The sequence below is a fragment of the Acinetobacter sp. WA-87 genome (assembly GCF_039938935.1).
GTDB classification, from domain to species: domain Bacteria; phylum Pseudomonadota; class Gammaproteobacteria; order Pseudomonadales; family Moraxellaceae; genus Acinetobacter; species Acinetobacter seifertii.
This window is the reverse complement of sequence record NZ_JBDUVF010000008.1, coordinates 14,264-36,578: the sequence shown is the minus strand read 5'-3', so window position 1 is coordinate 36,578 and position 22,315 is coordinate 14,264. Positions and strand designations below refer to the sequence as shown.

General features: G+C 34.3%; 18 protein-coding genes and 2 pseudogenes. 4 read left to right on the top strand and 16 right to left on the bottom strand.

Going from position 1 to position 22,315, the window contains the following annotated elements:
• Positions 1-465: 465 nt before the first annotated feature.
• The 4 genes from ABFY81_RS17500 (at position 466) to ABFY81_RS17485 (ending at position 4,601) form a co-directional block, all read left to right on the top strand.
• Positions 466-1,119, top strand: a complete 654-nt coding sequence (locus ABFY81_RS17500; protein ID WP_347914283.1) for a MipA/OmpV family protein — start codon at positions 466-468, stop codon at positions 1,117-1,119.
• A gap of 78 nt (positions 1,120-1,197) precedes the next feature.
• The gene (locus ABFY81_RS17495; protein WP_077168274.1) at positions 1,198-2,637 is read left to right on the top strand and encodes an aminotransferase class III-fold pyridoxal phosphate-dependent enzyme; all 1,440 of its coding nucleotides are present in this window, start codon (positions 1,198-1,200) and stop codon (positions 2,635-2,637) included.
• A gap of 9 nt (positions 2,638-2,646) precedes the next feature.
• Positions 2,647-3,714, top strand: a complete 1,068-nt coding sequence (locus ABFY81_RS17490) for a GNAT family N-acetyltransferase (protein WP_347914282.1) — start codon at positions 2,647-2,649, stop codon at positions 3,712-3,714.
• Positions 3,711-4,601, top strand: a complete 891-nt coding sequence (locus ABFY81_RS17485) for a hypothetical protein (protein ID WP_347914281.1) — start codon at positions 3,711-3,713, stop codon at positions 4,599-4,601. Before ABFY81_RS17490 ends, ABFY81_RS17485 begins: the two co-directional genes overlap by 4 nt.
• 33 nt (positions 4,602-4,634) lie before the next feature.
• Here ABFY81_RS17485 and ABFY81_RS17480 read toward each other — a convergent pair whose 3' ends face one another.
• From ABFY81_RS17480 to ABFY81_RS17405, 16 genes and pseudogenes are all read right to left on the bottom strand, one after another.
• Positions 4,635-4,952, bottom strand: coding sequence for a hypothetical protein (locus ABFY81_RS17480; RefSeq protein WP_347914280.1), 318 nt, complete (start codon positions 4,950-4,952; stop codon positions 4,635-4,637).
• Positions 4,953-5,194: 242 nt separating this feature from the next.
• The gene (locus ABFY81_RS17475) at positions 5,195-5,557 is read right to left on the bottom strand and encodes a hypothetical protein (protein ID WP_347914279.1); all 363 of its coding nucleotides are present in this window, start codon (positions 5,555-5,557) and stop codon (positions 5,195-5,197) included.
• A gap of 278 nt (positions 5,558-5,835) precedes the next feature.
• Positions 5,836-6,084, bottom strand: coding sequence for a contact-dependent growth inhibition system immunity protein (locus ABFY81_RS17470; RefSeq protein WP_347914278.1), 249 nt, complete (start codon positions 6,082-6,084; stop codon positions 5,836-5,838).
• A 357-nt stretch (positions 6,085-6,441) separates the two neighbouring features.
• A complete protein-coding gene (locus ABFY81_RS17465; protein ID WP_151742110.1) occupies positions 6,442-6,693 on the bottom strand; it encodes a hypothetical protein in 252 nt (83 codons plus the stop codon).
• A 371-nt stretch (positions 6,694-7,064) separates the two neighbouring features.
• Positions 7,065-7,412, bottom strand: coding sequence for a hypothetical protein (locus tag ABFY81_RS17460; RefSeq protein ID WP_347914277.1), 348 nt, complete (start codon positions 7,410-7,412; stop codon positions 7,065-7,067).
• 387 nt (positions 7,413-7,799) lie between these two features.
• Positions 7,800-8,336, bottom strand: a complete 537-nt coding sequence (locus tag ABFY81_RS17455) for a hypothetical protein (protein WP_347914276.1) — start codon at positions 8,334-8,336, stop codon at positions 7,800-7,802.
• Positions 8,337-8,410: 74 nt separating this feature from the next.
• The gene (locus tag ABFY81_RS17450) at positions 8,411-8,929 is read right to left on the bottom strand and encodes an SMI1/KNR4 family protein (protein ID WP_347914275.1); all 519 of its coding nucleotides are present in this window, start codon (positions 8,927-8,929) and stop codon (positions 8,411-8,413) included.
• A gap of 323 nt (positions 8,930-9,252) precedes the next feature.
• Positions 9,253-9,750, bottom strand: coding sequence for a hypothetical protein (locus ABFY81_RS17445; protein ID WP_347914274.1), 498 nt, complete (start codon positions 9,748-9,750; stop codon positions 9,253-9,255).
• Positions 9,751-9,790: 40 nt separating this feature from the next.
• A complete protein-coding gene (locus ABFY81_RS17440; protein ID WP_347914273.1) occupies positions 9,791-10,075 on the bottom strand; it encodes a hypothetical protein in 285 nt (94 codons plus the stop codon).
• 260 nt (positions 10,076-10,335) lie between these two features.
• Positions 10,336-10,593, bottom strand: coding sequence for a hypothetical protein (locus tag ABFY81_RS17435; RefSeq protein WP_347914317.1), 258 nt, complete (start codon positions 10,591-10,593; stop codon positions 10,336-10,338).
• Positions 10,576-11,315 (bottom strand): annotated as a pseudogene (locus tag ABFY81_RS17430) (RHS repeat-associated core domain-containing protein); the annotation flags it as partial. The pseudogene ABFY81_RS17430 and the gene ABFY81_RS17435, both read right to left, overlap by 18 nt.
• A gap of 178 nt (positions 11,316-11,493) precedes the next feature.
• Positions 11,494-11,832 (bottom strand): annotated as a pseudogene (locus tag ABFY81_RS17425) (hypothetical protein); the annotation flags it as partial.
• Positions 11,833-12,089: 257 nt separating this feature from the next.
• Positions 12,090-12,758 (bottom strand): hypothetical protein, encoded by a 669-nt coding sequence (locus ABFY81_RS17420; protein ID WP_347914272.1) that lies wholly within the window; start codon positions 12,756-12,758, stop codon positions 12,090-12,092.
• A gap of 12 nt (positions 12,759-12,770) precedes the next feature.
• Entirely contained in the window at positions 12,771-17,639 is a 4,869-nt protein-coding gene (locus ABFY81_RS17415; protein WP_347914271.1) for an RHS repeat-associated core domain-containing protein, read from the bottom strand.
• Between the two features lie 12 nt (positions 17,640-17,651).
• On the bottom strand, positions 17,652-20,798 hold the full coding sequence (locus tag ABFY81_RS17410; protein ID WP_347914270.1) for a type VI secretion system Vgr family protein: 3,147 nt from the start codon (positions 20,796-20,798) through the stop codon (positions 17,652-17,654).
• Between the two features lie 453 nt (positions 20,799-21,251).
• Positions 21,252-21,806 carry a helix-turn-helix domain-containing protein gene (locus tag ABFY81_RS17405; protein ID WP_347914269.1) on the bottom strand — a complete coding sequence of 185 codons (555 nt, stop codon included), beginning with the start codon at positions 21,804-21,806 and terminating at the stop codon, positions 21,252-21,254.
• Positions 21,807-22,315 lie beyond the last annotated feature (509 nt).

Sequence of the window (22,315 nt, the reverse complement as noted above, 5' to 3'; positions counted from 1 at the left end):
AATTTCTTTAATTAGGAGTATTCAAAAAAATTTTGAATCCAGTATTATAAGATTCAACCAATTACAAAAGCATAAATAGTGAACAAATGAATTAGAAATTCAAAAATTCCATTTTTTAAATTTAATTTATTATTAATCAATTAATTAAAATAATTTTTTAATGAAATAAATATTTAATCCCCTTCACATAGACTATTTTTTATTCAAAATTAGAAGAATTTGACAGGAAAATACAAAATTAAGATTTTTTTAATTTTTTATTAAGATTTGTATAAGAATTAACTTTTATATTCAAAAAAATTTTGAACAGAACACAACCAAAAAACGATTATTTTTCACCCTACAAAGCTAGAAAAACTGAATATGATTAAACCATTGAAAAGAATCTCCATAGTAATAGTAATAAGCAGTAGCTGTTTTTACTGCTCTGCTTATGCACAAGAAAGCTCATCGCCAGATTTAACAATGGGTTTTAACTATTCTGTAAATTTTCAAGCTTATAAAGGTCATAAAACCTCTCAAACGCTTTTACCTGTTTTTTTCTATGACAATGACAAGTTTTATATTGAAGGCGATGATGCCGGTTATTACCTATTCAAAGATGACAAAAATCAATTACGACTCGATGCTCACTATGACGGCAACACTTATGATCCAAGCGGCGAACTCTATTTATTAGATAAACGCAAATGGTCTGTCCTAGCAGGTGCAAGTTATATGCGAATTACACCTTATGGTGGTTTTAAAGCACGGCTTAATACCGATACTTTATCCCGTAGTAAAGGAACCATTTTAAGAGCTTCTTACCTTGCTGAATTGGACAAAGGTAATTTAACCGTCTATCCAGAAGCTGGTTTTCAGTGGAACAACGCAAAATATAACCAATATTACTATGGCGTCAGTGATGCTGAAAGTAAACGTAGTGGTATCGCAGCATATGAAGCGGGCCAAAGTATATCGCCTTTTGTAAGCATGACAGCCAACTACAAACTTTCCAAACATGTGAATGCTTTTAGTTCTGTTGAATTTAATTATCTATCAAACGAACAGTTTAAAAGTCCGATGGTAAAAAAACACACAGATATTACACCAGCTGTGGGGCTTACCTTTACCTTTTAAACATGACAACTCTTTTCACTCAGCCTCTGTATCTAAAACATACATACTGAAAATACCAACCGTAAAAGGAATAGAAGTATGAACAACAATCATACATTCAAACAAGAACGCACTTCTGCAACTAGTTCTAATAACCGCGTTCCACTAGATGAAGCGCAACTTTTAGCAGATGAGGCAAAGTATTGTTCACACGGCGATACAGTACACTATGTAAACCCACCTAAAATTTTTACGGATTGTCAGGGTAGCTATATTTTTGATGACCAGAATATCCCATATCTAGACTTACAAATGTGGTATTCAGCGGTCAACTTTGGTTATAAAAACCCACGTTTAGATCAAGCGCTTATCGACCAAATTCATAAACTTCCTCAAATTGCCAGCCAATATTTACATCCAACTAAAATTGAACTCAGTAAAGTGATTGCTGAAGACATACTCAAAAAGACGGGTGTACAAGGTCGCGTTCACTACAACGTTGGTGGTTCTCAAGCAATTGAAGACTCTCTAAAAGTTGTACGTAACTTTACTAAAGGCAAAAGCCGTATGTTCGCTTTCGAGGGCGGTTATCATGGCCGTACTTTAGGTGCATCTTCAATTACTTCAAGCTATCGCTACCGTCGCCGTTATGGTCATTTTGGTGAGCGTGCCCAATTCATTCCATTCCCATATCCTTTCCGTCGTCCTAAAGGTATGACACCAGAAGAATATGCAGATAAGTTAGTTGCCGAATTTGCACGTCTTTTTGAAAATGAATACCACGGCGTTTGGGACCCTAAAGTTCGTGAAAGTGAATTTGCTGCTTTCTATATCGAAACAATTCAGGGTACTGGCGGTTATGTTATTCCACCGAAGAACTTCTACAAAGGTTTGAAAAAAGTTCTAGATGACCATGGTATTTTATTGGTTGTAGATGAAATTCAAATGGGCTTCTACCGTACCGGTAAACTTTGGTCTTTCGAACATTTCGATATTACGCCAGACGTTGTTGCATTTGGTAAAGCGTTGACCAACGGATTAAATCCTCTTGCTGGTATTTGGGCAAAAGAAGAAATGATTAATCCTGAAATTTTCCCAGTGGGTTCAACTCACTCGACGTTTGCGTCTAACCCGCTTGGTACTGCAGTAGGCCTTGAAGTCATGAACATGTTGGCTGAAAAAGACTATGAAAAACAAATCATGGAAAGTGGTGCTTATTTCCTAGAAGGTCTAAAAGAATTGCAATCACGTCATCCAGAAATTGGTGATGTTGATGGATTAGGACTAGCATTACGTGCAGAAATTTGTCAGGCTGATGGCTTTACTCCAAACAAAGAATTGTTGGATAAAATGGTTGATATCGGTCTTTCAGGTACTCTTGAGTACCAAGGTCAACAATGTGGTTTGGTGTTAGATGTAGGCGGTTATTACAAGAACGTAATTACTTTCGCACCTTCACTAGAGATATCAAGAGCCGAAATCGATCAAGCGATGGTATTACTTGACCAATTATTAGTTCGAGCTAAACGGGAAATATAAAATTACTTTATGACTATAAACCTGAATCAGTTAGAACCTCAGGCAGTGGTGGATGCTTTTTTAAAGCATCCACCTTTAAGTTTTCAGGTTCATTCGCCTAGCGATTTTTTACCTTATTTTTATACAGAGTTTGATTTATTAACGACTCTAGATACAGACCTTCTTAAAAAAATTAAAGCATTGCCAGGATATTCAACCTGGGGGAAAATTCTTCATTTTAAAACATGTTTTATCGGGACAACGGTCACAGAATACAGCTTATTACCTAGTGAACTTCCTCTAGACTCAATAGCAGATTTTTTAAAGAATAATGATCAAAACATTAAGTTAGGTATTATTAAAGATCTTCCGTTAGATTCACCTTTACTCAGCGAACTTGAAAATAATTACAGTCACAATTTTATTCAAGAAGCAGAAAAAAAAGGTTTTCTATCTGTAGAAGGACAAGCTTTAGCTTATGTCCCTATCGATTTTTCAAGCCGTGAAGAGTATCTCTCTAGATTATCTAGACCACGCCGTAAAAACTTCAAACGTAAACTCAAAAGTTTAAATGAATTAAACATTGAACAACTGTCTACGGGGGATGAACGCTTTAATGATCCTGAGTTTAGAACATATTTATATGAACTCTATCTGGCTGTTTATCACCAAAGTGAAATACATTTTGACCTACTCAGTCCTGAGTTTTTTTCTGAAATTCTTCAAGATGTGCACAGTGGCGGTAAAGTCTTTTTATATTGGGCAGATACAACCCTAGTTGGCTATAACATTTGTTATGAATACAAAGACAATCTGGTTGATAAATATATTGGGCTCAATTACCCGCTCGCAAAAGAATACAATTTATATTTTATTAGCTGGTTCGTAAATTTAGACTATGCATTAGCTAACAACCTTAAGTTCTACATTGCAGGTTGGACAGACCCTGAAGTCAAAGCTCAACTGGGTGCTAAATTTACATTTACCCGACATCTGGTATGGATACATTCACCTGCCTTACGTTTTATTTTAAAGAAATTACGTCCTTTATTTGAAGCAGATCATCAGTGGCATGTTAAACAGGAAACACGATCATGAGTTCAGTAAATAACAGAACACCTATCGTTTTAAACTTTGATGATTCTGCTGGTGATCCTGATGATGCAGTACGCGTTGATCTCACCTCATGGCAAGAAGTAATTCGCTTTGGTTGTAAATTAAAAGAGTTCGACGAGTTACGTACACATCTAAACCAACATTTACCTTCAAAGTTGGGTTGTGTCCTCTTAGGTAGTGGTGATTATCACCATGTTACCCAGCTTTTACTGGAAAGATTGCCATCTGCTGAGCCAATTCATCTGATTGTCTGTGATAACCACCCTGACAATATGCGTTACCCTTTTGGTATTCACTGTGGCTCCTGGGTGTATTGGGCAAGTAAGCTTCCACAAGTTGCCAGAATAGATGTACTTGGAATTAGCTCAAGTGATATTGGATGGCTACATGCAGTAGAAAACCATTGGTCACCGCTATATAAAGGAAAGCTGCACTACTGGAGCATCCAGCAAAATGCTTCATGGGTACGTTTTACAGGCAAAAAGAATGCATGGCAAAACTTCGATCATCCAGATGAGTTACTAACTGCATTTCTCACAGAAATAAAAGCATCGAACTTACCTGTTTATTTATCGATTGATAAGGATGTGCTTTCAAGCGAAGTCGTCATGACAAACTGGGATCAAGGTAAGTTTCTAGAGAAGCACTTACAGAGCTTAATTGAAGCATGCAAGGGCCGATTAGTAGCAGCTGATATTACAGGTGACGTTTCTGCCTATCATTATAAAAACTACTTTAAACGGTTTTTAGCAGCTTCAGATGGGCAACAAGAACCGACTGCCGAAGAACTCTCAAATTGGCAATTAGAACAGAAAGCACTGAACCTACGGTTAATTCATGCCATAGATTCAGCTTGGTCAAATCAATAAGAAAAAACCCACAAGCTGTGGGTTTTCTTTTAATTACTTCGCTGCGTTTACGCCAACAATAAATTGGCTACAATTCGAGCCTTCAGAAGCATTGCCTAATTGCTTTTCAGAAAACTTAAATTTTGTTGCCACAGAAGCATAATCTTTCTTAAGGGTTTGACCTGTAAGCTCACCTAACTCTTTTACTTGTTCAGGCTTTAAAATTCCGTGTTCAACTGCTTGATTGACCATTACACATGCTGTGGTCATCGCATCATAACGTGCGGCAGTTTTAGAATAACCTAGAGCACCGATCACACCACCAACAATTAAACCGACTACTACAGCCAAAGTTACATGCATTTTATTCATTTTAAATACCTAAAAATTTAACGAAAAGACGAGCACCTTAAGAGTTTGTGCTCAATTAGAATTAAGATAACTGCTTTTATTTGATACAAAAAGTTAGATTCTGTCAGTTTTATTGATAGTTGAGGTATCTGTTGAGTTTCAAAAACTTGTTGGGATTGCTTTGAGCTAACGTCAAGACTATATAGTGCTTTTAAAAAATAAAAGCCTAGTTAAACTACTAAGCTTTTAAATTAATTTTCATCCTAATATTCGATAAATTTTTTCTTAAAAAAATTAAGCCACTCATGATCTTCTTTTAGATCAGTTTCATAATCTACTGTTAAAAGAAAGACTTTTAACCTTAAAAAAATATAATATTTATCTTCTTTATAATTATAACTATCTATCTCCTTCCAATTACTTTCATTAAGTTCATTAAATACATTTAATATTTCTTTTTTATCAGAAACATTAAATAGTTTTTCACTCATTAAATCTAAAAAACTATTGATATAAATTTCCAAATTTTGATAACAACTTAAAAAATTTAATACTTCATAGTTACTATAATTACTTGTTAACTCCAATATTTTTAAGGATTTTTCTATTATATCTACATTTCTCATTTGACCACTCACTAAAGCTATATCAGCTGCATCTTTTACATAGTGGACACCTAATTCTAAGCGTTTATTTAATCCTAAAGGATTAATTCAACCTATTGGATTAGGTGTATAAACATAACCATTGTCCCCCAATAAACCAACAAAGTCTTTGAAAAAAAACGCCCTGCATACGGTGAATAATAACGATGATGGTTGTAATATAAGCCCTATTCCTACTCTACATATAATTCTATAATTTTTTAGTCTTCTGTTAAATAAGTATATAATTCATTCAACCATTAAAATAAATCATTTTCATCTTTAAAGTAAACATTTGACAATTTCGAAATATAATCTTTGTCAATATTTTTTATCTGTAAAATTATATTCATTTCGCGAATTAAAGAAGCTAATCTTTCAGATTTAGAAACTTTTTTATATTCATTAATTATTTCTTGATCGTTTAAATCTTCATAATCAGCATCACTAAACCAAGCTCCTAACAATTGATATGTTAAGGGGAAATGAATTTTAAAGTTTTCTTGCATTAATAAATTCCTATTCTAGGAGTGAAGTCAAAATTGTATATTTACCATTACCTGTAGTTGTCAGCACAAATTGGCATCATATTTATCACTTATAGTTGTTTACGTTCTATCAAGCCCCTCACCAGTCACATCTATTCCATTTCCTATTACCTTTTTATTACCAGAATACAATTTATTTAAAAATATTATTTGTCATTTCATCAATAATCATAAATTAACTATCTCCTTTAGGTTTAAAGTATTGTAATACCCATATCTTAGGAGGATGGATATTTAATTGATAATTAAAGTTGATTTCTAATTTTTTCGAGAATTCTATTGGATGATTAAAGATAACTTTCACAAGAGTTCTAATAATTACCTCAGATTTTCAATAGAATTTATTTTTGCTATAATCTCATCTTTAGTAAGTGAAAATTCCCCCTCTTCGCCAGTATCCATGCCAATCAATTCATCAATAAAATTTTGTAAATCCTCACTAAGTTCTAAATAATCCATATCAAGACGAATTAAATATGCTTCTTTAGTAACTATTCTATAATCGAACATTTCATTTTCTAGAATTAAATAAAGCTTATCTAATACTATTTTATCAATATTACGCAACATTATAGATGTATATCCTTTTTATAGCTCGTCTGTTTTATTTCGCTTTACTTTAATATATTTAATTTTATTAGTGGATATAGCTTCAACAAAACGATCATGAGCTATACCAACCAATCTGCATAGAAATGAGATATTTTTCTAAATATCTTATAAGTTAAAAAAAATATCTCAACTTAATTATTAATAGTAAAATAGAATTCATTTCAAAAACACACATACTTTTAAAATTTATATTTTATTTTACCACCCCAAATTTATTTAAAAGAAGTTGTTACTTTATTTTCAAACTTATTAAGTGTTTTAGATTTAAAAAAAAGCCATCTACATTTATAACATAGATGACTTTCAAAAAATTAAACTATAAAATTAAATTACTCATACATTGTAGCCGCTAATAAAATTTTGCCCAAAATTTTCCAGTCTAATTGATTATTTTTTATTTTTTCCAAAGCCTCATAATCTCTTACATTTTCAAAATATCCATCCATATCATCCACCCAACTATTAATCCCCTCAAGATAATCGGCTAAATTATCATTTTCCCATTGATTTGTTGAAAGATCACTCACTAACAATTGTACAAATTCCAAAAAATCTTCTTTAGTATTGATTTTTTGGAATTTCTCATTCAATTTATTCACTATTTTACCACCGTAGATTGTCCATTGCCTAATTTTAACCTCATTGAGGTCCCACCATTTTTGATTGGCATTTTTCAAATTTTTGGGTCCACTTCTTGAGCATAAGCTCTGTTTTTGCTCTACACATATTCTATAATTATTTAATCTTCAATTAAATAATTATATATTTCACTGAGCCATTTCTAGGTCTTGACCATTCACTATTAAACTTTGTAAATGACCGCTACCATATGAAATACTATGTTTTGGTATCCCAAGAAATTTATTTCAAGTTCAAATTTATTAACAGTATCTACAATTTTTTGTTTACTACGTAGATATAAGTTTTATCAGTATCTCTAACAATATAATTAGACAAGTAGATTTTTTAAGAGCTCAGAAATCACCTTATTAAGCATCTTATTTTAAAGTAGTACTTCAAATATATAGAAGTACTACTTTTAATTTTGGAATACCCTTTATACCTTAATCATAAAAAAATTCTAAAAAATAGTCTACATCCAATACTACATTCTCTTTTATAAGGGTTTTCTTTAGTTCGTCTAAGAAACCTGTTTTATATCCTCCATTTTCACCTCTAGGGTTAGAGTCATATAGATCAATAATTAAATTCTGCACAATATTAATTTGCGAAAAAAATTCAAATAAATTTTTAGCAATGATATGTAACTCATCGCCTGAAATACATGCTCCTATCTCGCCACTATTATGATTTATGTATACGACATTTACATCATGCTGTGTTAAGAATACTGTAGCACTTTCCCCATCAAATATATCTTCAAACATATATTGAATATTTTCTAACGAATCTTTTCCTAAAAAATCATTTATATTTCCTCCTAGATCAATATTAAAATCATTTTCAGGAATATAATTTAAATAGCTTTTAAATAGACCATCATTAACAGAATTATCCCGACTAATAAGGAATCTTTCACCATAAATTATTTCATTACATTCATCAATTTTCTCTATTAATTTCTCAAAATAAACTTGCACTATTAAGAGCCCTTATTTAACATAATTAAATACTATCAAATATTTTATCTAAAAATACTCAAAACTTTATACAATTAAAAATATTCAAATGGATATCTTTCATATAAACCTTCATTAATAGAATTAACTAATTTCTTAAATTGATCTTGTTCAACTTTATTAAGCTCTTCGTGCATATCCAATTCTTCCTCAAGTTTTTGATAAGCGAATGCCATTTTAAGAAGCTCTTCAAAATTAATTTTCATATCTAAAAACTGATTAATATTCAAATACTCCCCTTGGTTATGATCATAAAACAAGATATTATTTTTTTCCTTACCTATAAACCATTCATCACCTTGACCGGTACGACCAATTATCCAAACTTTCTCACTAATTTCAGGATAATTTTCATGAAGATATTGATTTTCTTTTAATGCTGTTTCATATCCAAAAATTATAATATCGGGTGTAATTTCTATTTCTTTAAATTTACCTAAAAAAGATAAATAATTACCATCAAGCTGAGGTAGTTTGCTAAATTTCGTTATTTCGCTACTTCTTTCAATTAATTTCGCTTTAATTTCTTGATCTGTCATTAATTTATCGAACATTTCATATACCTTTTAACTTACTGTAATTGACAAAAGTTTGCACCCTTAACAGCTGTAGCATTGTGCTTTCCAATACGCTCTTTCCTTGCTAATGCTCTCAAGCGTTGTTCCAAAATTTCCTTCGATTCAGCTTGTGATAAATTCATAGCTTCAACTTGGTTTAAAATTCCTCCCCAAGTTTTATTCCAATTCTGACCAGTACGCGAACTGTTAGTATGAATACCAGGAGATTTAGTATGCTTTTCTTTTGGAAGATTATAATAAAAAGCCTCATTTGTTTAATAATGAGGCTTTATTTACGTCTTGAGAATTACTTCACAATACTATTCATTAGAAAAAACAACCAACCTTCCTTCTGGCAAATGGCCATCCCAACCACAGGGAAACCCATCATTTAAATATACTTCTAGAATATCTTTCCAAATTTTAGGAAAATAATCATTTGCATAGCATTGAAAAATTATTTCTATATCTCGATACATTAACTCAATTAATAAACAAGACTCATCATATTCCCATTTTTCGACTGCTCCATTAAAGTCTTTTTCATGAAAGCCAAAAAAGTTATTTTTTTCTAATTTAGCTGAAATTCTTTGGCTCCATTCAAAGCTTTCTGGAAAAACTTCATATGAATTTGAAACAGTTTCCCACTCATCAAAACTATCAAAGTCATCATTCGTAGCATAATTGATACCAACCTTAGCATCAGTAATGATTTTATAATCTCCACTCATCTGAAATGGTTTATTAAAGAAATTTCCTTGTACTAAGAATGAAATAAAATCATTAGCCTCTTTAGTCACTTGATCCCAAGTCTTCATTTATTTTCCTTTCATATGGTCTCTTATCGTATTAGTGCCTTCATTCCTCTTCAAGAATATCAAATGAATGTAAATTTATATTATCCAAACTCGCTAATTGTTTTTTCATAAATTCATACTTACTATTCTTTTCTTTATTTTTTCCATTTAAAAAGCCCAATTTCAAAATAGTTTCTATTCCACCGTCATTTATTTGTAGATCACCATCAGGTAACTTATTTTGCAATATTTTAAAATTATCACACAATAATCCCTCATAAGAGTAATAATTTCCCAAATAATCACTGCTATGCTCAACAAAAGAAATATCAAATTTTTTTTTCAAAAATTCGAACTAAATCAATTGGATTTAAGTTTGTCGTATATGCTAAAAAAAAACTCTTTTTCATTTTACACCTTACATACAGTTTGCTGGAATTCGTGTACCTTCCGCTTTAGTTTTGGCACTTTCTGGACTATCAAATATCATAACATTTACATCCCGTCCTCCCACGAGTTTTGACATCTTTTGAAGTACGCCATTAATACCTAATTTATTTGCTTCGACTGAGTTTATCTCAATAGGTAATGTACGATTACCTTTTGCTATACCCATTTTTTTGCTTTTTCAAATAATTCTGGTTGAACCACAGCTATGTCAAAATCACTTACTCTTCCATCATCAAAAGTTTTACCCGTCTCAAAACTTCTACCACTATGTGCACTTCCTTGCATATACATCGTCGCACCTTTAAATCCTAATTTAGAAAACCCTGCCTGCATCGCTTGTCCAAACTGCTTTAATTGGCCAAAGCTTTTAAAGCCTTTAGGTATTTTTTGACAGTTTAATCCTAGTGGATCCACCCATTCTGTAGGACTTGGGGCATAAGCATAATTATTACTCTCCCCAGCAACCCTATTGGATCTTTACTTACAAACCTACCTACATATGGGGAATAATAACGATAACGGTTGTAATGAAGCCCTGTTTCTTGATCAAAATACTGGCCTTGAAAACGGATATTATTTGAAATAATTTCACTATTTTCGAAGAAATTCGACTTGGCTTTCTCTGTTTTACACTAGCCCCATGCTTTATATTCGGCTTTCCAAATAATTGCACCTGTATGGTCAGTCATTTCTTGCGGTGTGCCTAAATGGTCGCAGTGATAGAACCATACATCATCAAATTCTTTACCTTGTTTTTCAGTTTTCCAAAGCGGGTCACGGTGTATGTTATAAGGTCGATTTGACCAATCTGGAGTTTGGTGCAATTCTATTGGACTTAAATAAACAGCTTGTAGCATCGGTACAAAACTGTCTTTTTCATAGATGTAATGCTTGGTCAACTGCTCTGTGGACTCATAAGCAAGCGTATCGCCATCCCATCCATAAATGATGTTCTGCTCTTGACCTGTATGGTGATGCTTACTCCGCTTTTGAATACGGCGGCCTAATGCATCATAGCGATATTCTGCCATATATTGACTATTACGGCTCTTCACCATACGGCTATAAACATCCCACTCAAGGTTTAAATCACCTTGGCTCGTTTTTTGTCTTACGAGTTGTCCATAAGCATCATATAAAAAATTATTAATTTTAGTATTCCAAGAAATTCATTTTGAATTTAAGTTTATTAACAACATCTACAAATTGTTTGCTCACTACGTAGACATAAGGTTTATCAGTATCTCTAACAATAAAAAAGTCATCTATTACAAGATCATTTTTTATAAAGTCATCTTCATCTAATAAATTATTTTTTCTTTTAATATACATCGCATAAATATCTGCTTCTTGATTTCTTACATAACATTGATAGAAATCACATTCATCTGCAAGAACTTCCTTCATTTTATTAAAAAATCTTTTTGAAAAAAGTAAAATTCCTGAAGATGAATAATAAAAATCTGTCTCCAACATTTCATTCAATTGATCAGAAAAAATATTGTCATAATCTAAATTTATTCTAGGATTTTTTAAAAATTGATTACTTAAGTCAAATTTAAAATAATCAACAATAACTTCTTGCTTCCCTTTCAAATCAAAAGAAAAATCTCTATCAATATACTCAGACGGATAAATTTTATAAAAATTCACAAACCTACCTTTAAAAACACCTTATTTAAAAGTAGCACTTCGAAATAAATATATAGAAGTACTACTTATTCTTTGAATAGCACTTACACTTTAACTGTGGATTTTATAGCCTTACTGGTGTTCACGTACTAAATTATAGGCCAAACCAACTCATTTATTTCTTCATCACTCAAATACAAAGAATTAAATAAATCATCTGGATCACGCCATTTTTCTATATCTAACAAATATTCTTTTTCATATGAGAGAGATATCTACTAAATTGGCCATACAAATTTATTCACCTCATCTTCGCTCAAAAACATAAAACTGAAATCATCAGAATCTCTCCATTGAGCCAAAGTAAGTTCAAAAATATTTATACCTTGATATTTATTTTTTTCAATTTCTTTTTTAACGAACTCACTGATAAAAAAAGTATCTTGAGCAGAATCCATATTATCAATTTTCAATATATCAATATCTAAATCACTTAAAAACTCTGCCTTTTCTAAAACTAAAAAATCATTATCCAATCTATAAGTTGACTTATTTAAATCTAAGACATTTTTAAAATCAAAAATTTGATTAAATCTAAAAATATAATAATTTTTGTTATTTATTTTTTCCAAACTCTCACTCAACACTTCAACCCTTATAAAATCAGAATTAATATATTTTCCAAAAATATTTTTAAAAATATCATCAACAACATATATATTTTCATTTATATTTCTAATACTTATTTCTATTTTTTTACTTTTTAAGATAAGTACACCTTCGATAGGTAAATCACAGTTTTTGCTAGTTTTATAACTATACCACGGTAAAGATCCACATTCGATATTTTGGCTAGCTTGCTCTTTATTCATATATAGAACAGCATCATCCACAAGTGAAATTGGACAAAGACTACTTTGCGTCGCACTTAAAACAAAATACTTCATATTTATTTAATCCTAACTTAATCTGATTGGTTTTGTACCAGGTGTTATTAAAACAAGTCTCATACTTGACTGTAAATTTGCCACTTTATCTCTAGCTTGAGAAGCGGTTATTTTCTTACTTTCAAATTCTCTCTGTATTTGTCCTAACTTTTGATTAATACCTGCAGAATAAATTGGATGTGACCCACAATGATATAATTGGCGCTTCATTTGTTTTGCCTTAGCTTCACTGTCAGGCATTAAAACGCCATTTTCTGCTTTATCTCTATTTCCGCCAATACCAATATCATCTAAAAAATCTTTGCGCTTGGCCCAAATTTCTTCAGGAATAATATGATGAGCTTGTAAATGATCACCTTTTACTCCTCCTAAATTTCTGTTTAAGGTGGTACTACATAATCCCTTACTATCTATCCATGTAATCGGGTTCTTAGCATATACATAAACATTATTACCACCCAACAATCCAATCGGGTCTTTACTGACAAACCTACCTACATATGGGGAATAATATCGATAACGATTGTAATGTAATCCTGTCTCTTCATCAAAATACTGTCCTTGGAAACGGATATTATTTGAAATAATTTCGCTATTTTCGAAGAAATTCGACTTAGCTTTCTCTGTTTTACACTCGCCCCATGCTTTATATTCGGCTTTCCAAATAATTGCACCTGTATGGTCGGTCATTTCCTGCGGCGTACCTAAGTGGTCACAGTGATAGAACCATACATCATCAAACTCTTTACCCTGTTTTTCAGTTTTCCAAAGCGGGTCACGGTGTATGTTATAAGGTCTATCTGACCAATCTGGTGTTTGATGCAATTCTATTGGACTTAAATAAGCAGCTTGTAGCATCGGTACAAAACTGTCTTTTTCATAGATGTAATGCTTAGTCAGTTCCTCTGTAGACTCATAAGCAAGCGTATCGCCATCCCATCCATAAATGATGTTCTGCTCTTGACCTGTATGGTGATGTTTACTCCGCTTTTGAATACGGCGACCTAAAGCATCATAGCGATATTCTGCCGTATATTGACTATTACGGCTCTTCACCATACGGCCATAGACATCCCACTCAAGGTTTAAATCACCTTGGCTCGTTTTCTGTCTTACGAGTTGTCCATAAGCATCATATTGGTATTGTTGATCTAGATATTCTTTAACTACATTATTAACCAAACGATTATAACCATAGCCTGTTTCATCTAACTTTTGTGAGTGGCTTTGAGCCTTCTGACTATGATACGAATCTAGAATGTTACTAGCAGGGTCAAAGTTAAACGTTTCTTTTCCAAGTTTACTGCTCGCTTCAAGTAAACGCCCTACAGGATCGTACTTATAGGCAATATTGCCACGGCGTGTATCTCTAATAGACGTTAGCTCACCTGTTTTGTCATATTGATAAAGACGCTGTACCAGTTGACTGGTCTGCTCTAATGCATTGTTGTGCGGCTTATATTGGTTTTGATAGCCATTTTCATGTTCACTCAACATCATTTGGCTTTTCAAACGACCAGCCAAGTCATATTGCTGTTCTTGACTCACTCCGTTGGCATAGTGACGTGCAATTTCTCGGTGTAAATCATCACGCTCAAAGCTAATAAGGTCTTGACCATTCACTATTAAACTTTGTACATGACCGCTACCATAGGTCAACCAGTCAATAATCTGACCGTCTGGACGAGTTGTTTTGATTCGATCATTAATTTCGTCGTATTGGTGTTTCCACACCGCGGTTTTATTGATTTTATAATCTTGCTGGTGTTCCCGTACTAAATTGCCAGCCGCATCATAAAACCATTGTAAATTGCTTTGAGCATTTTTAGCTTGAATGATTCGCCCCATATAATCATAGGCAAATTCTTCAGTCTGTTTTTCTTCGAGTTCTAAACCATAGTGACCATAGCCCGCAGTACGCTGTTCTAAACGCCCCATACTGTCAAAAATAAATTGTTGAATTCGGTCTTTCGGTGCAACTCGGTCTTTGAGGTCTTGTCCATAAGCAGATGCGACTTCAATACTGGTTGCCAGTTGGCCCGAATTTTCATCGTAATGGTAAACCGTTTCTTTACCATCAAAGTCAATTTCTTTAACGAGTCGGCTTGCGACATCATAGAAGAATTGGTAACTGGCACCGTTTTCATTAATGAGTCGGGTTAGACGTCCCAATCGATCCCATTTATATTTTAATTTGTGGTTTAAAGCATCTGTACGAGACAGAATTAAACCCGCCTCATCATATTCATAGCGAGTGATGTTCTGTTTAGGATCTACATGTGCCAGTAAACGCCCTTCCGCATCATGAATGAAGTGTTCTTCTGTTCCATCAGCATGTTTAATCTTTTCAAGTTGACCAAAAGCATTCAGGGGTAAACCCTTTATAATTGGTTCCCGATTTTCTAAAGTAAGTTCAGTATAAAAATACTCAACTTTTTGGTTTAATGCATTTTCAATGCTGATTACACGACCACGCTCATCATATTGCCACTTGGTCTCTTTACCTGAGCAATCTGTATAACTAATTAAATTCCCTTGATCATCATATTTGAGTGACTTACTTCCACCTTTAGCATCTGTAATAGAAGTGACTAAGCCCATGGCATTGTAAGCATAAGCAGTTTCATGCTTAAGTGGATCAATTTCTTTGATCAGGTTTCCAGAACCATCATATTGCTTAAACCAACGTCCCTGTTCGGCATCAACCATACCAGTGAGTTGATTTTTTTCATCATATTCAAAATAACTTGTCGCACCATCATCTTGAGTTGTAGTCAAGACATTACCGCGCTCATCATAAGTGTAAGAAGTTTTCGAACCGTCTTTAGCAATATGGAGCGTTATATTTTTCGCATCATCTCGAAAGAACCACTCTTCAAAATTATCAGGATAAACAATACGGTATGTATAACCATCAATATCGTAGTAATGTTCAGTGCTATTCCCTTCAACATCTAACACTGTGGTTTTTCTGATATCTTTATCCCACTCCAGCTTTGAAGCACGACTAGCATTGTCGGCCCATTCTTCAATGGCTTTTGAAGTAGGTAAAATACCATCCCATTTTAGGTTCATCCCACGATGTGTAAGATCTGTATAACGTGTAATTAAATGATGGGTATATTGATAATAATAAGAAGCTGCAAACTCATTTGTTGCCTGGATCAAGTCACCTTGTTGATCATAGTCATAACTTGCCAAGACACGATCTAATTGGCCATTTTTGATGGTCCAAATATCGGAAACCAAACCTTGAGGAGTTAATTGCAAAGCTAAATGAGCCAGCAAACTCTCGTCCTGTTTAAATAAAATATCCGATAAAATTGTTTTATTATCGATAGAAACATGGTCATAACGTAAAGCGACTTTGAAACCATTTTTACGTTCGATATAGGATAGACGATAGTCCTCACCGTATTTTTCATAATAGCGTTTCTCGTCTTCACCATAGGCAATTAAATGAAGCTGGTCTGATAAAACTGTATAAGTGTATTGCTCAATTGGATCATAAATACTTTGACCTTTCTTTAGGTCAGGCAGATCAATTGCCCGACCATCTAAACCAATGTATTCAAGCCCATTTAAATAGTCTTTATGGTCTTTTTTCTTTGGACTATATTTAAATTTACGAGAAATTTTTGTAGTAAATGGAGTAACCCAACGTGCTCCAAATATCGAGTCATCCATCTGGTAAAGGTTTGAAGCATAGGTACGGCCAATACTATCCTGAATTATTCCACCAAGTTGTGCATCAACATGAGTAAAGAACTCGGTACCCATTGCAAAGGTAATTGAACCACCAGTTCCACCCATACAGTTTTTACACTGATTGGCATTGTTCTCTGAATGAGCTTGTTTATTTGATTTGTCAGTCGCAGCCGATGGATGAGTTGCATTGGCCTTTGTCGTTTCTTTAGCCTTAATCTGAGCCTTCTTTTGCCGATGTTTTGCAGCAACCATTCCCATAATGCTAAATAGCCAACCAATCGTCCATAAAGTATTCGGGTCACTTAAACCATTTACTTTTCCTTGAGCAACTTGCCCTATAGATCTTATTTTTGCACCTAAAGCTAACACTTTGGCTCTTGCTTCATCGGAGACTGCCAAATTGGCTAGGTTGACATACCCTTTACCTACAGTTTTTGCAACGTTCTCGGTAGCATATTTTGCATTATTTACTATACGAGTTCCGTCAAGTTCAAATATTCCTTTTATAACTCCTAAAGACTGTTGACCCGCTCGCTTAAGGTTTGGAAGTCCGTTTAAAGAGCCGCTGACTAATTTCTTAAAGCCGTCATCAATAGTTTTTGTTAATAAGACAATCCAGTTACCAACTTCTTTTAATACCTGATTAAGTAAACTCTGTCCTTTCTTAGCAAAGTTTTCTAAAGTCCCCGCTACATTTTCAGCAATAATGGTAGTTAAAAATACACTTGCGCTGTCTTTAAACCCTGTACTTAAAGCTTTTTTTACTTCTTGAGAAGTTAATGTTTTTTTACCTAATTTTTTTGCTTGTGCTTTAATAATTTGTTCTGATTCATTCTTTACATAAAATAATGCTGGCCGTGCTGCACCACGCACAGAAGGTCCAACCGGTCCCATTGGTACCAATCCAATAACATCGATTCCTAAATTCAACCAATCAAAAATCTCAACTTTATCAACACCTTTATTGAGCATACTTATGATATCAATAATGATATCACCAACAGCAAAGGCACTTCCTAAAACAGGTACACTTCTACAGATTGTCTCTAATCGGTCAACTGTAACCACACCATTTGTATATTCCCTAAACCATTTATCAACTGCTGATTTCTTTGCTGTTAAATCTTTGGGACTAAAAGTATTTAAAGGAGCAACCACTGAATTTTGTGACATGTTCTTCTCAAATTATACAAACGTTTCAAAAGGTGATCGGATTTCTGTTATTGCTTTTTTGTCAGAGCTTGCTTGAGCCAATCTTCTGAGTGGATTACTCTGCTGACTTGAAGGCATAAAGCTATTTTGACTAACAAATGATTGACTTAACTTAGATCCATCACTCCCTCCTAAAACCTGTTCCATCGCCATTGGTAATAATGCTTTAGCACCTTGATCTCTGATTTTTTTAACCGATTCAATCTTCTGCTGTACAGATTTCACATTGCTCGCAAGTTGGCTCAACTTTTTAAAGTCATTTTTCAATGTTTCAGTTAACCCTTTACTGCCAGATGCAATACCAATGCTGCCTTCTACATCATTTTGATTTGGCCACTCTACCTTGCGTTTAAAATCACTTGCCTCATCCCAAGGATTACGAGGGTCTGGATCGAACAGAACTTTCACTGAGCCCGTTGCCAAACCTGAAACACGAGCAAAACCTTTATCGTCTAGCTTGCCATTAACGACTTTACCCAGATTATCAGTTACGGTATAACCAGCTCCTTTAACAAAAGCTCCATGTGAGTAGTCGTGCAAAAGCTCAAGTACACCTTGTGCACGTTTTGGTGGTGGTGGCAAACTAGATTGAACACTTGCCGATGCGCCGCCTTGGAACACATGCTGTCCCGCATTGACCTGAAATTTCCCGCCAGTTTTCGGAAAGATTCCTGAACCATTTAAGGTAATTTGTGAACTTGCGCCAGTAATTACAATTTCTTTAGGACTACTAATTTCAATCCGATCTTCTGTCGAAGAAATGGTAATACCTTTATTAGCAAGCACATCTAAAGCATCTGACTGGGCTTGTATTTCTACCTTGCCTTGTGCAGCGACTGCTTTTAGTCCACTTTGCACAGCAAAGAGACTGAGCCTATTTTGGGCATGTGCGATGACATTCTTTTGAGTACTTATATTAATGCTGTCTCCAGCAATCTGATTAATTTGTGCATCAGCCGAGATATGAATATCTTCAGATGTACTCAAAGCTATGCCATCTGGAGAACTTAAAAGCAGTAAAGCTTTTTCAAATTTAGCGATTTGCTGCTGAATTTGTGAGGCAAAATCTTTTAACTGTTCAATCGACTCTATTTCATCGGTTTTCTGGTTTTTAGCGATGTCACTCAGTGCTTTACTGTTGGTTTGACTATCTTCAAGTTGCTTTTTCGCAACTTCGGCATCGAGGTGTTCGCCTTTGGCATTATCCTGTTTATGGGTGGATACCAATAAGCCTTGTCCCGCGCGTAAAGCTCCCCATTGGTCCGTACGCAGTTCAAAACCTTCTCCGCGATCTTCACTTTCCGCTTTATCTTTAGGATGACTCAATTTCCCCAGATTTAACTGGCTTGCACCATGACTGCTTTGGAGTTGGGTACTAATTTGTCCCGGTGTATCATCAAATCTGAGTTGTCCAAAACCACCACCCGACACTTCTTTGGAACGGATACCACTCAGCTTTTTAGTATCAGGAAGCTTACCTTTGTTATCAAACTTGGTTGGTTGGCGCTGTGCCTCATGAATTCGACCCATCACAAATGGTCGGTCGATATCGCCATTAAAGAAGTCAATAACAACGATTTCACCGATACGCGGTAAAAAACGTGCACCGTAACCTTCTCCAGCCCACGGCGTTAGAACGTCAATCCAAGCAGAATCGGTGTCATTATTGTTGGTTCCAGCACCACCATCATGGCTATGGTCATCACTACGGGTAAACAGGAAACGGACTTTAATACGTCCCCATTCATCTACATAGATTTCTTCACCTTCAGGACCCACCACTTTTGCACGTTGTGGATGGGTAACCGGACTATGAATTTGTGGGTTATACGCTGGAGTAGTTGGAATATGACGACGTTGTAAAATCAGCTGATTCGCTTGGCGTTCATCAGTGTTCTCGGGGTTTTGTATTGACCAGTTACTTTGCGCCAATAGACCATTAATTTGGTCATTTAAATCTTTAGGTAAATTATTCTGATTAAAGAAGTTTTTAGAAACAATCAAAAAGCTTTTATCTGAGCTTTCATGCTGGTCTATTTCTGGGTGTTCATTTAATTCGAAATAGTAACCCACATAGGCATCGCGGACTGTCGTTTGCGCAATAAAGCGTTTCGCCTGTGCCTCGTAGTAATTGTGAAGGTTCTGGTTTAAGCGTTCGACTTGTTGATTTCCAGATTTAGTTACACCATCCTCACCCTTTAAGTCACCAATCCATGCAGGCGCATAGTTCCAAGCTTGCTCTAAGCCAAGTGTAGCATTGTCATATTGTTCGCTATGCTGATGCTTACTTTGAACGCTTCCAATCCCTTCTTCTTGTTCTAATATTTCTGCTTGCCAACGTTGTATATGCATAACGTTAGGTTGAAGAGAACGCTCGGCAGTTAAGCGAGTCATGCTGTCGTATTGTTCGACCGCACTACTACGGTGGTAACGAATCGTTTTACGGTCTAAAGGCTGATATTGGCTATTGGCATCAATCAACTTAAGTTTTTGAGCTTGAATAGATGTATCTGTACTTGGAACAATATGCTGAGCTTCATCAATGAGCCAACTGATATTTTCACTACGAAGTAAGCGTGTGAGGAAGTCCCAATCACTTTCATTATGTTGCATAGCAAAAGGACGAACATCATAAGTTTGTGTTAAACCGCTTAAATCTAAACTTAAACTTGCAGCAAATAGCGGATTTTTAACTTGCCACTCTTTAAATAATATTTCCCATATTTCAACCACGCTTTTATTCATAAATACGCGCGAATTGCGGCGATATTTCCATAATGCGGTTGGATCTTCTAAGGTCAGCTTATATAAAGTTAGACTTCCATCTGACTGGCCTTGCTGAGCATGAGTAATAATGCCTGTAACGCGGGTTAATTCACCTCGCTCCGTCACTATATCTACAGCGGCCTGAACACCAATAAAAGATTTTAGTTGAATCGTTGCATTGGTTGATAGGCATAAAAGTTCTGCTTTTAAGCCATCATTAAGTGCATGTACGCCATCAATTCTTTGCAGAAAGACTTGGTCATTCAATATCGGAGACGTAAATTGAATATGAATAGCTCGTTTCTGTGGGCTAATGCCCAAACTATCTAAAACTTGATGAATACTGTTCAACATCTTTATAGGACTGAATTATATTTAGCGGTATTTTACAAAGCACGTACAGATCTGTCTATTTAATTAATAATTAATTTTACATTTAAATTAAATATTAAAATTTATTCTATTTAACAGAATAGAATCTAGCCCTAGCATGATCAAAAGACTTGTTAATTTTGCTATATTAAACCTCATTTATAAAGCATTAATTTTTAAAAATAAGCCAATAAATCAACTGTTTAAAAATGTATAAGCAATAAATAGGCTTATACATTTTATTGGTCAATTCAAATATCAATAACAATGTAATATACTGTTATTTATATAATTTTTAAAATTCAAAAATAGATCTACTATTATTGAAAAATACTTATAAATTACTTTCCATGCAAAGATTCAATTTAAAATAGTTTAGATATTTTAAATTATAATTAGAAACAATTTTTAACATTTCTTAACACGCCTCTAATTTCAAATAAATGACATTAGAAATCGATCAAACAACTGTTCTTTCACATTTGAAATATCTGAGCTTAAAAGCTGAATAATGGCACCATCGATCATATATAAAAATAATTTGGCATCATGAAATGAGACCTCCCTATTAAGTACTCTGAGATGGCTATAGATTTCATTGGTCAGCCATGTTCTATATTTAATGGCAGTTTGGTAGGCGTTGGAGTAGATATTTTTAGTTTCAAAAATGGCTTTAAATAGCAGGTAATACGGCCCATCTAAGTCTGTATGTAAGTCATACAGTGTTTTGAGTTTGTCTCTCACGTTTGAGTCTTGGTCATATTCCACCGTTGCAACGACTTTGTCTTGAAGACGTTGTTTTTGCAAAAGTAGGCAAATTTCGATAAACCGCGCTTTGGACTGAAAGTAATGATAAAACGTCATTTTTGTAATTTCAGACTCTTTCACTATTCTGTCGACACCAACAAGGTGAAATCCGTGTTGATGGAATAAATGAATTGCATGATTCACAACTTTTAAAGCACGTGTAGAAAGTACTAAAGGTGACATATTTGTACCGTTTAAAATAATTTTTTGTTGTATATAAAAGAGATAGAAATGCCATCACTCTTAAAATGAGTGCTAAAAACAGGCGTGTAAAAGCGGCACAATTAAGGTGTGCTCGCCTATCTCAGGTTTATTGTTGCTATGATTTTTGAGTTGTAACGATTCTTAAGGTGCAGAAAACCTAGAGTCGATTAAACCGATTTATAGGATGTTGAAATGGTATGAACAGAGAGATTTTGGCAAAGGCCAATAAATGAGAAGAAATAGTACGCATTAGCGGACTCCTTGTGTGTAAAGAAGTTCTACCAGATCACTGTCAAATGATTATGGTGGTAGAACGAGAGAAGGTTGACAGACTGACACACAAGAATCAGCACGCACAAGGCGTCCCTCCCTCGCCCTACCGCTACGAAGGGGGACGAACGAGTTCGCCACCAAAAAGAGAACTTTTTGATGTCTTGTGTGTTAAATCGATCTGTCAAAATCGACTGGCAATGTAGACCAGCAGGCAA

Bases quoted from the DNA above. Each gene is read 5' to 3' on its own strand.
- ABFY81_RS17480 (WP_347914280.1), bottom strand. From the start codon at position 4,952: ATGAATAAAATGCATGTAACTTTGGCTGTAGTAGTCGGTTTAATTGTT.
- ABFY81_RS17420 (WP_347914272.1), bottom strand. From the start codon at position 12,758: ATGAAGTATTTTGTTTTAAGTGCGACGCAAAGTAGTCTTTGTCCAATT.
- ABFY81_RS17410 (WP_347914270.1), bottom strand. From the start codon at position 20,798: ATGTTGAACAGTATTCATCAAGTTTTAGATAGTTTGGGCATTAGCCCA.
- ABFY81_RS17415 (WP_347914271.1), bottom strand. From the start codon at position 17,639: ATGTCACAAAATTCAGTGGTTGCTCCTTTAAATACTTTTAGTCCCAAA.
- ABFY81_RS17485 (WP_347914281.1), top strand. From the start codon at position 3,711: ATGAGTTCAGTAAATAACAGAACACCTATCGTTTTAAACTTTGATGAT.
- ABFY81_RS17500 (WP_347914283.1), top strand. From the start codon at position 466: ATGGGTTTTAACTATTCTGTAAATTTTCAAGCTTATAAAGGTCATAAA.
- ABFY81_RS17450 (WP_347914275.1), bottom strand. From the start codon at position 8,929: ATGTTCGATAAATTAATGACAGATCAAGAAATTAAAGCGAAATTAATT.
- ABFY81_RS17475 (WP_347914279.1), bottom strand. From the start codon at position 5,557: ATGAGAAATGTAGATATAATAGAAAAATCCTTAAAAATATTGGAGTTA.
- ABFY81_RS17495 (WP_077168274.1), top strand. From the start codon at position 1,198: ATGAACAACAATCATACATTCAAACAAGAACGCACTTCTGCAACTAGT.
- ABFY81_RS17445 (WP_347914274.1), bottom strand. From the start codon at position 9,750: ATGAAGACTTGGGATCAAGTGACTAAAGAGGCTAATGATTTTATTTCA.
- ABFY81_RS17405 (WP_347914269.1), bottom strand. From the start codon at position 21,806: ATGTCACCTTTAGTACTTTCTACACGTGCTTTAAAAGTTGTGAATCAT.
- ABFY81_RS17465 (WP_151742110.1), bottom strand. From the start codon at position 6,693: ATGTTGCGTAATATTGATAAAATAGTATTAGATAAGCTTTATTTAATT.
- ABFY81_RS17490 (WP_347914282.1), top strand. From the start codon at position 2,647: ATGACTATAAACCTGAATCAGTTAGAACCTCAGGCAGTGGTGGATGCT.
- ABFY81_RS17470 (WP_347914278.1), bottom strand. From the start codon at position 6,084: ATGCAAGAAAACTTTAAAATTCATTTCCCCTTAACATATCAATTGTTA.